This window comes from Streptomyces sp. BYX5S (genome assembly GCF_054724165.1).
On the sequence record NZ_CM138829.1, the window covers coordinates 7,040,097 to 7,056,457 of the forward strand.

The 16,361-nt window shown below is 72.5% G+C and carries 9 protein-coding genes; 2 read left to right on the forward strand and 7 right to left on the reverse strand.

Annotated features, from left to right (window positions below):
- Positions 1-111: 111 nt before the first annotated feature.
- On the reverse strand, positions 112-435 hold the full coding sequence (locus ACYBSK_RS31695; RefSeq protein ID WP_457480681.1) for a hypothetical protein: 324 nt from the start codon (positions 433-435) through the stop codon (positions 112-114).
- A 163-nt stretch (positions 436-598) separates the two neighbouring features.
- Entirely contained in the window at positions 599-2,815 is a 2,217-nt protein-coding gene (locus tag ACYBSK_RS31700) for an ATP-dependent DNA helicase UvrD2 (RefSeq protein ID WP_457480682.1), read from the reverse strand.
- Between the two features lie 161 nt (positions 2,816-2,976).
- Between ACYBSK_RS31700 and ACYBSK_RS31705 the strand changes: the two genes are divergently transcribed.
- Positions 2,977-3,231 carry a mycoredoxin gene (locus tag ACYBSK_RS31705; RefSeq protein ID WP_457480683.1) on the forward strand — a complete coding sequence of 85 codons (255 nt, stop codon included), beginning with the start codon at positions 2,977-2,979 and terminating at the stop codon, positions 3,229-3,231.
- An 80-nt stretch (positions 3,232-3,311) separates the two neighbouring features.
- Here the strand turns inward: ACYBSK_RS31705 and nudC are convergent, their stop codons facing one another.
- The 5 genes from nudC to ACYBSK_RS31730 all read right to left on the reverse strand — a co-directional run bounded on the left by nudC (position 3,312) and on the right by ACYBSK_RS31730 (position 13,336).
- The gene (nudC, locus tag ACYBSK_RS31710; RefSeq protein ID WP_457480684.1) at positions 3,312-4,271 is read right to left on the reverse strand and encodes an NAD(+) diphosphatase; all 960 of its coding nucleotides are present in this window, start codon (positions 4,269-4,271) and stop codon (positions 3,312-3,314) included.
- 74 nt (positions 4,272-4,345) lie between these two features.
- Positions 4,346-5,758, reverse strand: coding sequence for a dipeptidase (locus tag ACYBSK_RS31715; protein WP_460244151.1), 1,413 nt, complete (start codon positions 5,756-5,758; stop codon positions 4,346-4,348).
- Between the two features lie 10 nt (positions 5,759-5,768).
- The gene (locus tag ACYBSK_RS31720; RefSeq protein ID WP_460244152.1) at positions 5,769-9,347 is read right to left on the reverse strand and encodes a UvrD-helicase domain-containing protein; all 3,579 of its coding nucleotides are present in this window, start codon (positions 9,345-9,347) and stop codon (positions 5,769-5,771) included.
- Positions 9,348-9,410: 63 nt separating this feature from the next.
- Positions 9,411-12,692, reverse strand: a complete 3,282-nt coding sequence (locus ACYBSK_RS31725) for an ATP-dependent helicase (protein WP_460244153.1) — start codon at positions 12,690-12,692, stop codon at positions 9,411-9,413.
- Positions 12,693-12,970: 278 nt separating this feature from the next.
- Positions 12,971-13,336 carry an MGMT family protein gene (locus ACYBSK_RS31730; RefSeq protein ID WP_460244154.1) on the reverse strand — a complete coding sequence of 122 codons (366 nt, stop codon included), beginning with the start codon at positions 13,334-13,336 and terminating at the stop codon, positions 12,971-12,973.
- Positions 13,337-13,554: 218 nt separating this feature from the next.
- Here ACYBSK_RS31730 and ACYBSK_RS31735 point away from each other — a divergent pair, with 218 nt between their 5' ends.
- Positions 13,555-16,293 (forward strand): lysylphosphatidylglycerol synthase domain-containing protein, encoded by a 2,739-nt coding sequence (locus ACYBSK_RS31735; protein WP_460244155.1) that lies wholly within the window; start codon positions 13,555-13,557, stop codon positions 16,291-16,293.
- The last annotated feature ends 68 nt before the right edge of the window (positions 16,294-16,361 follow it).

A 16,361-nucleotide genomic window follows, 5' to 3' on the forward strand; every position in this document is an offset into this window, starting at 1 on the left:
AGGCCCCTTGGTTCTGGCTCCTCGGAAGATCGCTGTCTCTTCCGGGAAAACAGAAGGGCCGCGGATCCCGGATGGGGTTCCGCGGCCCTGAAGGCGCCTGCCTGATCGTCGTCAGGCTGGATCACTCCAGGGTTCGAGCCCACGGAAGGCCCACATCGTGTGGTGCTGCGTCGTCTGCTTCCGGAATCCGGCACCGGCCGCTGCAAAGGCATAGGCCTGAGCCTGTGCCGTCGCTACTGCTTCCGGTGCCTTGGTCGGTCGCTCATTGCGCTCGCGAATGGGAAGACCCGCGAGAGACAGGACGGACTCCGGACGCGTGGCGGAGACGCCAGACAGACCGGTGCCCAGGTTCGAGAAACCGAGCAGGCAGGAAGCGACGACCGAGCGATCGGTCATTTTGACGGTGCTGATGGAGCTGGCGTTGATGCTGATCACTGGAATCGCCTCCTCTCGGCGTCTCTGGGACCGGCGCGAACCGGTCCGACGGCTTTCAAGTACAACACGGAACCAGGGCCTTCGAGAAGGCCGCTGCTTTCGTGATTAAGAACCTATGGGGATTGTTGGGGCCTGCGCAAACTATTTTTTCGACGAGTTCGCATCAGTCGTCCACATCCTCGCCCCCGGGCTGATCGTCCAGCGCCTGACCTGCGCAAATAGCCAGCACGTCGGATCCGTACGTCCGAAACTTCCGGCGTCCGACGCCCGGGATGCGGGACAGGTCGGCCGCGTCCTCGGGGGCGGCCTCGGCGATGGCGATCAAGGTCTTGTCCGTGAAGACGCAGAACGCGGGCTGCCCGAGGTCGGCCGCCGTGCGACCCCGCCACTCGATCAGGCGCTCGTACAGGCCCTCGTCCATGTCCGACGGGCACTCCTCGCAGCGCATCAGCTTCATCTCGGCGGCCTCGAGCGTGCGCCCGCACACCCGGCAGCGCGCCACCTTCCGGTCCACCCGGGGCCGCGCACCGGCCAGCGGCTCGCGGGTGCCCGTGCGCGTGCCGAACTCGATGCCGCCGCGCCCCACGCTCGCCCCGCGCCCCGCCGAGCCCTTCGACCCCGGTCGCAGCCCGTCGAGGAAGCGGCTCGGCCTGCGGTTCGGCCGGCCGCCGGGCGAGCGGGACAGCGCCCAGGAGAGGCCGAGGTGGCGCCGCGCGCGGGTCACCCCGACGTACAGCAGGCGCCGCTCCTCCTCGATCTGCTCGTCGGTCTTGGCGTAGGTGATCGGCATCATGCCCTCGGCGACGCCGACCAGGAACACCGCGTCCCACTCAAGGCCCTTCGCGGCGTGCAGCGAGGCGAGCGTGACGCCCTCCACGGTCGGGGCGTGCTGCGCGGCCGCCCGCGCGTCGAGTTCCGCCACGAACGCGCTGAGCGTCGCGGCGGGCTCGGCTCGCGCGAGGTCCTCCGCGAGCCGGGCGATGGCGGCGAGCGACTCCCAGCGGTCCCGGACCGCGCCGGATCCCGCGGGCGGCTCCGAGGTCCAGCCCGCTCCGGACAGCACGGCTCTGACCTGGGAGGGCAGATCCACGGCCTCGTCGAGACCCGCGTCGTTGTCCCCGAAGCGGGCGGCCGCGCGCAGCTCGTGGTGGGCCTTGCGGACCTCGGCCCGCTCGAAGAAGCGCTCGGCACCGCGCAGCTGGTAGGGCACGCCCGCGTCGGCCAGGGCCTGCTCGTAGATCTCGGACTGCCCGTTCGTGCGGAACAGGATCGCGATCTCGCCGGCGGACACCCCGGAGTCGATCAGCTCCCTGATGCGGCGGGCGGCGCCCTCGGCCTCCGCGGGCTCGTCGGCGTACTCGACGTAGGTCGGCTCGGGGCCCGCCTCGCGCTGCGAGATCAGCTCCAGGCGGTGCTCGGCGGCGCGCCCGCTGGCTCTGGTCAGCACTCCGTTGGCCAGGTGCACGACCTGGGGGGTGGAGCGGTAGTCACGGACCAGCTTGACGACGGTGGCGCTCGGGTGGCGGGTGCGGAAGTTCAGCAGGTGGTCGGGGGTGGCGCCGGTGAAGGAGTAGATCGTCTGGCTGGCGTCGCCGACGACGCAGAGGCTGTCGCGCTCGCCGAGCCACAGGTCGAGGAGGCGCTGCTGGAGCGGGCTGACGTCCTGGTACTCGTCGACGACGAAGTGCTGGTACTGGGCGCGGACCTGATCGGCGATGTCCTGCCGGTCCTGGAGGATGCCGACGGTGAGCAGCAGGACGTCCTCGAAGTCGATGACGGAGCGGTCCCGCTTGAGGGTCTCGTACGCGGAGTAGATCTGGGCGATCTCAGCGGGGTGCCGGGGCGACTCCCGGCCCGCCTTGTGCGCCGCCGCGGCGTAGTCGCCGGGGACGGTCTGGGTGACCTTGGACCACTCGATCTCCGCGGTCACGTCGCGCAGCTCTCCGCGGTCCAGGCGCAGGCGGGAGGCGGCCGCGGCGTCGGCGACGAGCTGGATCTTGCGGTCGACGAGCCGGGGCAGTTCCCCGCCGACCGCCTTGGGCCAGAAGAACTGGAGCTGACGCAGGGCCGCGGAGTGGAAGGTGCGGGCCTGCACCCCCGCCGCGCCGAGCTGCCTGAGCCGGCCGCGCATCTCGCCCGCGGCGCGGTTGGTGAACGTGACGGCGAGCACGGTGTTGGGCTGGAGGATCCCGGCACGGACGCCGTAGGCGATGCGGTGGGTGATCGCCCGCGTCTTGCCCGTGCCCGCGCCGGCGAGCACGCACACCGGACCGTGCAGGGCCGTCGCCACGGCGCGCTGCTCGGGGTCGAGCCCGTCGAGCACCGCGTCGGCAGATTCCGGGACCTGCGGGAACAGGGTGGAGTGCGTTGCTGCTGTCACCCCGCCATGCTGCCAGGTCTCCAGGGACGGGTGCGTCGCGTTGTCCACAGGTGGCGCCCACTCGTCGTACTAATGCGCCCGACGTGCGGGAATGGTCGCCCGGTCGCGTACGTTCGACTGATTGCGAACACGCACCCCAGCCACCGAAGGAGCGCGAGGACATGCCGGGCACTGTGACGATGTACAGCACCACGTGGTGCGGCTACTGCCAGCGGCTGAAGAAGCAGATGGACCGTGAGGGCATCGGTTACACCGAGATCAACATCGAGCACGACCCGGAGTCCGCGGCCTTCGTCGAGAAGGCGAACGGCGGGAACCAGACGGTCCCCACGCTCCTCGTGGTGTCCGAGGGCGGCGCCGAGTCGGTCATGACGAACCCGTCGCTGGCCCAGGTCAAGCAGGCCATGGCGGCCTGAACCGCCGGGCCCCGAGCGAACGGCCCCCGCCCCTTCACGGGTACGGGGGCTCTGCGCTGTTCAGGGCCTTTGTCGGTCGCTCAGAGCGCGTCGCTGGGCTTCGGCAGGGGCTTGCCGTACCAGAGCTCGATCAGCCGGGCCGCGATCGAGATCCCGTAGGGCGGCATGACCTCGCCGGAGTCGAAGGCGGCCGTCAGGTCCTCGCGGGAGAACCAGCGCGCCTCGTGGATCTCGTCACCGTCCACGTTGATGTCGAAGGACGTGGCGTGCGCCATGAAGCCGAGCATCAGGCTGGAGGGGAACGGCCAGGGCTGGCTGGCGACGTACTCGACGTCCCCGACGACGACGCCCGCTTCCTCGAAGACCTCGCGCCGCACCGACTGCTCGATGGACTCGCCGGGCTCGACGAAGCCCGCGAGCGTCGAGAAGCGGCCTTCGGGCCAGTGCACCTGGCGGCCGAGCAGGATGCGGTCCTGCTCGTCCGTCACGGCCATGATCACGGCCGGGTCGGTGCGCGGGTAGTGCTCGGCCCCGCAGGCCGGGCAGCGGCGGATGTGGCCCGCGGCGGCGATGACGGTGCGTTCGCCGCAGCGGGAGCAGAAACGGTGCAGGCGCTGCCAGTTCTCCAGGGCGACGGCGTGCACCATGAGGCCCGCGTCGCGCTGCGACAGGAGCATGCCCGCCTCGCGCAGTCCGGCCGGCCGGGCCGACTGGTCCATCCGCCCGGGAAGCGTGTCCTTCTGGAGCGCGAAGTAGCTGACGCCGTCCTCGTCGGTGCCCAGGAAGTAGCGGTGGGCCTCGGTGAGGGGGGCCTCGAAGGCCGGGGTCATGACCAGTTCCGTCCGGCCGTCCGGTGTCTCGTCGATCAGCGCCTGACCACCGGAGACCACGAAGACGCGGGTCGTGGGGTGGCTCCAGGCGGCGGCGAGCCAGGCCTCGTCGAGGCGGTGGTGAGCCGCGCGGTCGATTCCGCTCGGCGCGGCGAGCGAGAGAGGTCGCGTTGCGGCGAGGTCGGCGGTTCGGTCGGTCCAGGTGGTCACGAGTGCTTCCAACTCCCCCGGTGAAGATGGGTGGTTCGGCGGGCGGTTCGGCGAGGTGGGTGCGGGTGCCTCAGTCAGTGTGCATCTGCCCAGCTCTCCGCGAGATCGCCCCAGAGGTAGGCGGTTGTTTCGACGCCCTTCATGAGGAGGTCGAGTTCGACCTTCTCGTTGGGGGCGTGCCAGCCGTCGGACGGCACGGAGATCCCCAGGAAGAGCACCGGGGCGTCGAGGACGTCCTGGAGGTCGGCCGCGGGGCCCGAGCCGCCCTCGCGCGTGAAGCGGATCTTCTGCTCGAAGGCCTGCCCCATGGCGCGGACGACGGACTTCAGTGCCGGGTGGTCGAGCGGCGTGAGGCAGGGGCGGGTCGCGGCCCCGAAGGTGATCGTGTGCCGGATCCCGGCGGGCAGCTGCTCGGCGACCCAGTCGGTGACGGCCTTCTCGATGTGGTCCGGGTCCTGCCCGGCGACCAGCCGGAAGGAGAGCTTGAGCATCGCGGAGGACGGCACGATCGTCTTGCCGCCGGGGCCCTGGTAGCCGCCTCCGATCCCGTTGACCTCGGCCGTGGGGCGGGCCCAGATCCGCTCCAGGGTGCTGTGCCCGGCCTCTCCGTGGGTGGCCCGGGACTTCGCCGTGCGCAGCCACTGCTCCTCGTCGAACGGAAGCTCCGCGAAGAGCTCGCGCTCCCGGTCGGTGAGCTCCACGATGCCGTCGTAGAAGCCGGGTACGGCCACGCGCGCGTGCTCGTCGTGCAGAGCTGCCACGAGGCGGGCGGCCACGGTCGCCGGGTTCGGGACGGCGCCGCCGAACGAACCGGAGTGGATGTCCTGGTCGGGCCCGTACAGCTCGATCTCGCAGTCGGCGAGGCCGCGCATGCCGGTGCACACCGTGGGGGTGTCCTCGGACCACATACCGGTGTCGGAGACGATCACCGCGTCCGCGGCCAGTCGCTCCTTGCGCTCCTCCACGAGCGCGCGGAAGTGCGGGGAGCCCGACTCCTCCTCGCCCTCGATCAGGAACTTGAGGTTGACCGCGGGGGCCGTGCGGCCGGTCGCGGCCAGGTGGGCGCGCACGCCGAGGGTGTGGAAGAACACCTGCCCCTTGTCGTCGGCCGCCCCGCGCGCGTGGAGGCGGTTTCCGACGACGACCGGCTCGAAGGGGTCGGTGTCCCAGCCGTCCTCGCGGGCGGCCGGCTGCACGTCGTGGTGGCCGTAGACGAGGACGGTGGGGGCCTCGGGGTCGCCCGAGGGCCATTCGGCGTACACGGCGGGGGCGCCCGGCGTCTCCCACACCTCCGTGGTGGGGAAGCCCGTCCCGGCCAGTTTCGCGGCGAGCCAGTCGGCGCTGCGCCGCACGTCGGGCGCGTGGACGGGCTGGGCGGACACGGACGGGATCCGCAGCCACGCGGCGAGGTCGTCGAGGAACGCCTCACGGTGGTTCTCGACGTACGCACGGACGGTGCTGACGGCATTGTCAACGGGCTTGCTCATGGTCACGAGCCTATCCGCCCGCCCGAACATGCTCGTCCGGCGGTTCCTCCGCGGACTGCGCCGGCTCCTGCGACTCCCCCGCGAGCAGCCGTTCCAGCTCCTCCCGGCCCGGCAGTCGGCGCGGCCGGACCGTCTCACCGGTGCGTACGTACACGAAGGCGGCGCTCACCGCCTCCAGGGGCACGCCCCGCAGCTCGGCCCAGGCCAGCCGGTAGACGGCCAGCTGGAGCGGGTCGGCCGACCGCCTGTGGGCCGTCTTCCAGTCCACGATCTCGTACGTCGCCCCGTCGCCCTCACCGTTCTTGTAGACGGCATCGATACGGCCGCGAATCACGCGGCCCGCGAGGGCCAGCTGGAACGGCAGCTCGACCCGGTAGGGCGTGCGGTGGGCGTACGGGGTGCGTTCGAAGGCTTCCTTGAGCGCCTCCAGGTCCCGCTCGTCCTCGATCTCGGCATCGCTGCCGGGCAGCTCCTCGGGGTCGAGCATCGGCAGCCGCAGCTCCTCGAAGCGGGCCTCGACCCAGGCGTGGAACCGGGTGCCCCTGCGGGCCGCGGGCTGCGGCGGCTGGGGCATGGGGCGGGCCAGCTCCTGGGCGAAGGCGTCCGGGTCGGCGGCCATCCGCAGCAGCTGGGAAGCGGTGAGCGTGTGCGGGACCGGGACGTCGCGCACGGCGGTGCGGGCGCGCAGCAGCTCCCCGCTCAGTGCCTCCAGGTCGCGGTCCCAGGACGCGATGGTGCGCGCCTCCTCGGGCGTGAGCTCCGCCTCCGGGGCCGGGGCGGGGTGTGGAACGGCGGGGGCCGGCTGGCCGTGCTCGGGCGCGTGGGCGGCTGCGGGCTCGGGGACCCGCGCGGTCGTGGGCTCGGGTACGCGCGCGTGGTCGTCGGCCAGTGCCGCGTCGTCCGCGTACGGATCGCGTCCGTCGTCGTAGGGGGCGTCCTCGCCCTCGTCCGGGACGTAGCCGTCCTCGTACGGGTCGTACGGAGGTTCGTCGTCCTCGGGCGGCGGCCAGTCGGGGTCCTCGAAGGGCGGTTCCTCGAGTGCGGCCGGGTGGGTCTGCGCGTGCGTGTGCGCGGTCTCGGAGCCGGCGACGCGCTCCAGGTGGGCGAGGACCGTGTGGGCGGCGGTCCGGCGGCGGGCGCGGGCCGCCTCGTCCAGCGGCAGCGGCCAGGCGTGCTCGGCGGCGTCCTCGTGGAGCGCCGGGTTCTCCTCGTCGTCCGCAGGTTCGTCCGCCCATGCCTCGATCTCGCCGTGACCGGCGGCGCAGTGCTCGTACAGCGCCTGGAGGAAGTCCGAGGGGCCGCGCTTGCGCTTCTGGGACGGCCCCCACCAGTGCCCGGAGCCGAGCAGCAGCGAGCGCGGACGCGTGAACGTGACGTAGCCCAGGCGCAGTTCCTCGGTGTGCTGGTGGTCCTTCATGTCGGCGTGGAAGGCCTTCATGCCCCTGGAGTCCCACGTCTCGATGTCGGGCAGCGTCGCACGGTCACCGCGCAGTTCGTGGGGCAGGACCTTGGCCTGCGCCGTCCACTTCTCGCGGCCCTGCGCGCTCGGGAACGTGCCGTTGACGAGTCCGGGGACGGCGACGACGTCCCATTCCAGGCCCTTGGACTTGTGGGCGGTGAGCACCTTCACCGTGTTCTCGCCGCCGGGCAGGGCGTTGTCGAGGCCCTTCTCGTACTGCGCCGCGGTGCGCAGGAAACCGAGGAAGGCGAGCAGGGTCGCGGAGCCGTCGTTGGCCGCGAAGGAGGCGGCAATGTCCAGGAAGTTGGACAGCGTCTCGCGCCGCCGCGCCGCCAACGCGTGCGGGGACGCGGAGAGTTCGACCTCCAGGCCGGTGACCGCGAGAACGCGGTGCAGCACGTCCATGAGGGGGTCGGACAAGGAGCGGCGCAGCTCGCGCAGTTCGGTGGCGAGGCGGGCGAAGCGCACCCGCGCGTCCGGGGAGAACGGCAGCCCGTCGTCGTCCTCGTCGGCCTCGATCGAGGTCTCCAGGAATGTGTCGAGCGCGTCCGCCAGCGATATCACCTCGGAGGGATCGACCCCCTCGACGGCCTCCGCCAGGCGCCGGTCGGGGTCGTCGTCCGCTCCCCCGCGCGCGTGGGAGACCAAGAAGCGTGCCCTGCGCCCGAGGAGGGCGAGGTCGCGCGGGCCGATGCGCCAGCGCGGGCCGGTCAGCAGCCGTACGAGGGAGGCGTTGGCGCCGGGGTCCTGGAGGACCTCGCACACGGCGACCAGGTCGGCGACCTCCGGGAGGTGCAACAGGCCGGAGAGGCCGACCACTTCGACGGGGATGTCACGGGCGACCAGAGCGCCCTGGATCTCGGCGAAGTCGGTCGCGGTGCGGCACAGAACGGCGATCTCCGCGGGCGCCGTGCCCGTGGCGACGAGGTGGCCGATGGAGTCGGCGAGCCAGTCGATCTCCTCGCTGTGCGTGCGCAGGAGGGCGCAGCGCACCACGCCGTCCGCCTCGGCCCCGGGGGCGGGCCGCAGGGCCTCCACTCCCGCGTGCATCGCCCGCAGCGGCTCCGCGAGCCCGTTGGCGAGGTCGAGGAGGCGGCCGCCGCTGCGGCGGTTCTCGCTGAGCGCGAAGCGGGTCGCCGGGCGCCCGTCCGCGTACGCGAAGTGGCTCGGGAAGTCGTCGAGGTTGGCGACGGAGGCGCCGCGCCATCCGTAGATCGCCTGGCAGGGGTCGCCGACCGCGGTCACCGCGTGCCCCGTTCCGCCGCCGAAGAGGCCGGCGAGGAGGATCCGCTGGGCCACGGAGGTGTCCTGGTACTCGTCGAGCAGGACGACGCGGAACTCGTCGCGCAGGATCTCGCCGACCTCGGGCCGGGTGTCGGCGAGCGTCGCCGACAGGGCGATCTGGTCGCCGAAATCGAGGAGGTCCCGCGTGCGCTTGGCCTCTCGGTAGTGCCCCACGAGCTCGGCGAGCTCCAGCCGCGCGGCGGCCGCCTCGGGCACCTTGCGCAGGTCCGCGTTGCTGAGCTTGACGCCTTCGAGGGTGCGCAGCAGCCCCTGGTCCCAGGCGCGCAGTCGGCCCGGCTGTACGAGGTGTTCCGCCAGCTCGCCGTCGAGGGTCAGCAGGTCGCTGACGAGGTCGGCGAAGGAGCGCGTGAGGGCGGGATACGGGCCGGGCGCTTCGCGCAGCACGCGCGCGGCGAGCTGGAAGCGGGTGGCGTCGGCGAGCAGCCGCGTCGTGGGTTCGAGCCCGAGGCGCAGGCCGTGGTCGGTCAGCAGGCGGCCCGCGAAGGAGTGGTACGTGGAGATCACGGGCTCGCCCGGGGGGTTGTCCGGGTCGAGGGTGTCGGGGTCGGTGACGCCCGCCTTGATCAGGGCCTTGCGGACGCGCTCCGTCAGCTCGCCCGCCGCCTTGTTGGTGAACGTCAGACCGAGGACCTGCTCGGGGGCGACCTGCCCGGTGCCGACCAGCCAGACGACGCGCGCGGCCATCACCGTCGTCTTCCCGGAGCCCGCTCCGGCCACGATCACCTGCGGGGCGGGCGGCGCGGTGATGCAGGCCGTCTGCTCCGGGGTGAACGGGATGCCGAGGAGCTCTTTGAGCTGCTCGGGATCGGTGAGGCGCGTGGTCACCTCATCGAGGCTAACCGGCACCACTGACAGCGCCGTCCCGTTCGGCCTCAGTGGAGGCGCACGTCACTCGACCACGTGTTTGCCCTCCGGGCGCGCGCTGCACGAGGCGCGGAAGGCGCAGTGGGTGCAGTGCTGTCCGGCGGTCGGCGTGAAGCGTTCGTCGAGGACCTTGCCGGCCGCGGTGGCGAGGAGATCGCCGACCCATTCGCCTTCGAGGGGCTCCTGCGCCTGCACCTTCGGCAGGGTCTCGCCGCCGTCCTTCTTGGGGGCGCCCTGGCGCAGCTGCACCAGTTCGGCGCCACCGGGGTGCGGCCTGGCGCCGTCGAAGACCTCGTCGACCACGCCTTCGTTGACGGCGAGCTGGTACACGGCGAGCTGCGGGTGGCGGGCGACCTCCGCGGCGCTCGGCGCCTGTTTGCCGGTCTTGAAGTCGACCACGTAGGCGCGGCCCTCGGCGTCGCGCTCCACGCGGTCCATGGAGCCGCGGATGCGTACTTCGTAGGAGCCCGCTTCGAGCGTCACGTCGAAGTCGTGCTCGCTGGCGACGGGGGTGCGGCCCCCGCGGTCCATGACGTGCCACTGGAGGAAACGCTCCAGCGCGGCGCGCGCGTTCTCCTTCTCCTGGGCCGACTTCCAGGGCGCGTCGAAGGCGAGGGAGTCCCACACGGAGTCGAGGCGCTCCATGAGGACGGCCAGGTCGGCGGGTGTGCGCCCGGAGGCGACCTCGTCGGCCAGGACGTGCACGACGTTGCCGAAGCCCTGGGCCGCGGTCGCGGGCGCGTCGGCCTTCACCTCGCGGCCGAGGAACCACTGCAGGGCGCAGGTGTTGGCCAGCTGGTCGAGGGCGCTGCCGGAGAGCACCACAGGCTTGTCCCGGTCGCGCAGCGGCACCTTGCTCTCGGTCGGCTCGTACATGCCCCACCAGCGGTACGGATGGGCGGACGGCACGAGCGGTCGGCCGTCGTCGTCGCTGAGGGCCGCGAGCCGTGCGAGGCGGCGCGCGGCAGCCTCGCGCAGCCCTTCGGAGACGCGCGGGTCGACCGTCGTGGCGCGCAGTTCGGCCACGAGCGCGGCCACCGACAGCGGGCGGCGGGGGCGTCCGGCGACGTCCTTGGGTTCCACGCCCAGCTCGGTCAGGAAGCGGGACGGCTGGTCGCCGTCGTCCGCGGGCGCCTTCACGGCGGTGACCACGAGGCGCTCCCGCGCGCGCGTGGCGGCGACGTAGAACAGGCGTCGTTCCTCGGCGAGCAGCGCTCCGGGGGTGAGGGGTTCGGCGAGGCCGTCGCGGCCGATGCGGTCGGCCTCCAGGAGCGAGCCGCGGCGCCGCAGGTCGGGCCAGAGCCCCTCCTGGACGCCCGCGACGACGACGAGCCGCCACTCCAGGCCCTTGGAGCGGTGCGCCGTCATCAGGCGGACGGCGTCGGGGCGCACGGCCCGTCCGGCGAGGGTGTCGGCCGCGATGTCCTGGGCCTCCAACTCCTCCAGGAAGTTGCGGGCGCCCCGGCCCCCGGTGCGCTCCTCCGCGCGCGAGGCGACGGCGAACAGGGCGCAGACGGCGTCCAGGTCACGGTCCGCGTTGCGTCCGGCCGCGCCGCCTCTGCGGGCGGCGCGCTCGAGCCGGTTCGGCCAGGGGGTGCCGTTCCACAGCTCCCAGAGGGCTTCCTCGGCGGTGCCTCCGGCGGCGAGCTTCGCGCGGGTGGCCGCGAGGAGCGCACCGAGACGCTGTGCCCCGCGCGCGTAGACGGGGTCGTGCAGGGCGAGCCGCTCGGGCTCGGCGAGGGCGCGGGCGAGCAGATCGTCCGAGGGCGGCGGCAGCGCGTTCCCGGCCGCGCGCTCCTCCTCGCGCAGCGCGCGCCCCAGGCGGCGCAGATCCGCCGTGTCCATGCTGGCGAGCGGCGAGGCCAGCAGGTCGAGGGCCGTCTCGGTGTCGAGCCAGCACTCCTCTTCGGGGCCGTCGGCCCGCGCCACCGCCTTGAGGGCGGTCAGCAGCGGGGTGACGGCCGGCTCGTGGCGCAGCGGCAGGTCGTCGCCGTCGATGTCGAGGGGGACACCGGCCGCCGTGAGCGCACGCCGCGCCGCCGGGATGCTGTGCGTGCCCGCGCGCACGAGGACGGCCATGTCGCTCCAGGCGACGCCGTCCTCCAGGTGGGCGCGGCGCAGGATGTCCGCGATGTTGTCGAGTTCCGTGCCGGGCGTCGGGTACGTGTAGACCTCGGTGCGGCCCCCGTCGCGCACGGGCGTCAGCTCACGGTGGGCGCGCACCTTGTGCGCGGGCAGCCGGGACAGCGGCATCCGCTGGGTGATGCGGCGGGTCGCCTCCAGCAGGCGGGCGCCGGAACGCCGGGACGTGGTGAGCACTTCGACCGGGGCGGGGGTGCCGTCCGCGCGCGGGAAGTCCTCGCGGAAACCCAGGATTCCGTTCACGTCCGCGCCCCGGAACGCGTAGATCGACTGGTCCGGGTCGCCGAAGGCGACCAGGGTGCGGCCCCCGCCCGCGAGCGCGTGCAGCAGCCGCACCTGAGCGGGGTCGGTGTCCTGGTACTCGTCGACGAACACGGCGTCGTACTGCGCGGCGAGCCGGTCCGCGACCTCCGTGCGGCGCGCCAGGAGCACGGCCCGGTGCACCAGTTCCGCGTAGTCGAGCACGCCCTGGGCGTCGAGGACGTCGAGGTACTCGGCGAGGAAGGTGGCGGCGGCCCGCCAGTCCGGGCGGCCGATGCGGCGCGCGAAGGCGTCCAGGGCGGCGGGTCCCAGGCCCAGTTCACGGCTTCGGGCGAGGACGGCGCGCACCTCGTCGGCGAAGCCGCGCGTGGTGAGGCACGCGCGCAGCTCGTCGGGCCAGCGCACGTGCCCGAGCCCGGCCTGCTCCAGGTCGATCTGTCCGGCGAGCAGCTCCCGTACGGCGACGTCCTGTTCGGGGCCCGACAGCAGCCGCAGGGGCTCCACGAAGAGTTCGGCGTCCTGGTGGGCGCGGACCAGCGCGTAGCAGAACGAGTGGAACGTCGTCGCCTGCGGGGCGTGCGCGGCCCCTATGCGCTGCGCCATCCGGTCGCGCAGTTCCACCGCGGCCTTCCGGCTGAACGTGAGCACCAGGATGCGCTCGGGGTCGACGCCCTTGGCGACGCGCGCCGAGACCGCCTCCACCAGAGTCGTGGACTTGCCGGTGCCGGGACCCGCGAGGACGAGGAGCGGTCCGTGGGCGTGGTCAACCACCGCACGCTGTGGTGCGTCCAGACGAGGGGGGTCCACCTGGGCCGGCGGGGTACGCACCAGTCGGTACGCACCGGGGAGCCCCTGTCGAACCTGGTGCTGCGACAGGTGCCGGGTGGACGAGGAGGAGCTCACGTGGATCGCTGGTCCTGGTGGGTGTGCTGGTGGTCGAAGGCCCGTCCGCGCGAAGCGGTGGCCATGGGGTGAAGGAGGTGGCTGTCATCGACGGTGCCGTCGACGCTACGCCGTCGAGTGTGGCGGAAGCCGGGCTTCCGGCGCCTCTCCCGCGTTCCCTCGTACGCGAATGTGCCCGGTCTCACCAACGGACGCGGGAGCGCCGAAGTGCCCCTCGTGCCCCGTTTCCCCCATACGCGCCATCGGTACCCCACCCGCGCGCGGGATGGCCGAAGCTGTCAACTGTGAGCTTCCGCATCTGCTCGGCCGTCCCACCGCGCACGCCTCATGTCGAGACGCGGCACGTGGCCCTCGGCGGCGCGGGAAGCCTCACGCAGGGGCGTGCCCTCCTCCCGGTAGTGGTCCAGCGCGCGCAGTTCGTTGCCCGGCAGCAGCTGCCCGTCCGCACGCACTACACGCCACCACGGAACGGCGCCTCCGTAGAGGGCCATCACCCGCCCCACCTGGCGCGGCCCGCCCTCCTCCAGCCATTCGGCCACGTCCCCGTACGTCATGACCCGCCCGCGCGGGATCGACTCCGCGACGTCCAGGACCCGCTCCGCGTACTCCGGAAGCTCTCCCGCCGGTTCGCTCTCCTTGCTCATCCGGTCCATCCTGCCCCACGGCACCGACAGCGCGGCGGGACGTGCGACAGGCGGCCCGGAGATGAGAGGGAGCCTGGAGAGACGCACAAGAAGACGCTTGCCGAGGACTTCTCCCTCCTCGAATGCACCCTGATGCCCCCCTATGACGGTGCGGCATGCCACCATCGTGCGGGCGGTGACTGGTGATACGAGATCAAGAAGAGGCGACGGAGCAGAGCGTGCACCCCGACAAGGCGGAAGGCACCTCTGTGGCACCGGCGCGCCCTGAGGACGCGGCCGAGCAGGCCGCCGAAGCGAAGCACGAGCAGCCGTTGCACGACCCCGACTGTGCCGAGGGGGACGCGCACGCGGAGCAGGTCGACGGCGACGAGCCGCTGCTCTCCGCGCGCGTGCACCGCCCCTCCGACCTCATGCGCCTCCTCGTGGGCGTGCTCGCGGTCGCCGTACTGCTGGCCATCGCGGCGTTCGCGCACGGGACGACCTCGGGCTTCGCCCAGGACATCGACAAGGGCACCGGCCAGGCGCCCGACCTGCTGACCAAGTTCGCGGGGCTCGCGTCGAGCATCGCGATCCTGCTGGTGCCGGTCGCGTTCGCCATCGAGCGGCTCATCAAACGGGACGGCCTGCGGATCGCCGACGGTGTGCTCGCCGCGGTCCTCGCGCACGGGGTGACGCTGGCCACCGACCTCTGGGTCGCCCGCGCGGCCCCGCGGTCCATCCAGGAAGCGCTGACCACGGTGTCGCCCGGCGACCTGCACGCGCTGACCGACCCGGTGCACGGCTACCTGGCGCCCGTCATCGCCTACATGACCGCGGTCGGCATGTCGCGGCGTCCCCGATGGCGCGTCGTGCTGTGGGTGGTGCTGCTGCTCGACGCCTTCGCGATGCTGGTCACCGGCTACACGACACCGTTCTCGATCATCCTGACGATCCTCATCGGCTGGACCGTCGCCTACGGAACGCTGTACGCCGTCGGCTCCCCGAACGTGCGCCCCACGGGGCAGACGCTCCTCGCCGGCCTGCGTCACGTGGGCTTCCACCCCGTCAGCGCCTCCCGTGAGGAAGCCCAGGAGGGCACCACGGAGAACGGCGACCGGGGGCGGCGCTACTTCGTCACCCTGGAGGACGGCCCGCCCCTCGACATCACCGTGGTGGACCGCGAGCAGCAGGCGCAGGGCTTCTTCTACCGCGTGTGGCGCCGCCTCACCCTGCGCGGCATCACCCAGCGCCGCAGCCTCCAGTCGCTGCGCCAGGCGCTGGAGCAGGAGGCGCTGCTCGCCTACGCGGCGATCGCCGCCGGGGCGAACGCGCCGAAACTGATCGCCACGTCCGAGCTCGGCCCCGACGCCGTGATGCTCGTCTACGAGCACGTCGGCGGCCGGTCCCTGGACTCGCTGGCGGACGAGGAGATCACCGACGAGCTGATGCGCGACACCTGGCACCAGGTGCAGGCGCTCCAGTCCCGGCGGATCGCGCATCGAAGGCTCGCCGGGGACGCGATTCTGGTGGATCGTTCCGGCACGGTGATCCTCACGGATCTGCGCGGCGGTGAGATCGCCGCGGGCGACCTGGTGCTCCGCATGGACATCGCCCAGCTGCTCACGACGCTCGGCCTCCGGGTGGGCGCCGAGCGCGCCGTCGCCTCCGCCGTGGGCGTCCTCGGCCCCGACGCCATCGCCGACTGCCTGCCGCTGCTCCAGCCGATCGCGCTCACCCGCTCCACCAGGGCGACACTGCGCAGGCTCGGGCGCGAGCGGGCCCAGCGCGAGCGCGAGGCCGTCCTGGAGGCGTCCAGCAAGGCCAAGCAGGCACGCGTCGAGGAGGCCGCCGCCACCGACACCGGCACCGTGTCGGTCCGGGCCGAGAAGAAGTCCGAGAAGAAGTCCGAGAAGGCGGAGCGGCAGGCCGAGAAGCGCGCCATCGACGAGGCTCTGGAGGAGGCTCGCGAGGAGGATCTGCTGACCCAGATCCGCCACCAGGTGCTGCGGATCAGGCCGCAGGCGCCCGTCGAGCCGGCCCGCCTGGAGCGCATCAGGCCGCGCACGCTGATCAGTTTCATCGCGGGCGCGATCGGCGCGTACTTCCTGCTCTCGCAGCTCACCCACATCGCCTTCGGGTCGATCGTGGGCGAGGCCGAGTGGGGCTGGGTGGGCCTCGCGGTGCTGTTCTCCGCACTCAGTTACGTCGCCGCCGCGATGAGCCTGCTCGGCTTCGTACCGGAACGGGTGCCCTTCATGCGGACCGTCGCGGCGCAGGTCGCCGGGTCCTTCGTGAAGATCGTGGCGCCCGCCGCGGTCGGTGGTGTGGCACTCAACACGCGCTTCCTTCAGCGCGCGGGGGTGCGTCCCGGGCTCGCGGTCGCCAGTGTCGGCGCCTCCCAGCTGTTCGGCATGGGCAGCCACATCCTGCTGCTGCTGACCTTCGGTTACCTGACAGGGACGGAGAAGACGCCTTCCTTGTCGCCGTCCCGCACGGTCATCGCGGGTCTGCTCACCGTCGCCGTGCTCGTCCTCGTGGTGACGTCGATCCCGTTCCTGCGCAAATTCGTCGTCACGCGCGTGCGGTCACTTTTCGCCGGTGTCGTGCCGCGCATGCTCGACGTGCTGCAACGGCCGCGCAAGCTGCTCACCGGCATCGGCGGCATGCTGCTGCTGACCGCCTGTTTCGTGATGTGCCTGGACGCGTCGATCCGCGCCTTCGGGAGCGAGACCCAGACGATCAGCCTGGCCAGCGTCGCGGTCGTCTTCCTCGCCGGCAACGCGCTCGGTTCGGCCGCCCCGACACCCGGTGGCGTGGGCGCCGTCGAGGCGACCCTGACGGTGGGTCTGATCGCGGTCGGGCTGCCCAAGGAGGTGGCCGCGCCGGCGGTGCTGCTGTACCGACTGCTCACCCTGTGGCTCCCGGTCCTGCCCGGATGGCTGTTCTTCAACCACCTGACAAGAAAGGGCGCGCTCTAGCGCTCAAGGGCTCTTGCCCCCTAGCGCTCCAGCGCTCCAAAAGAAGGGCGCCGGCCTCACTCGCACAG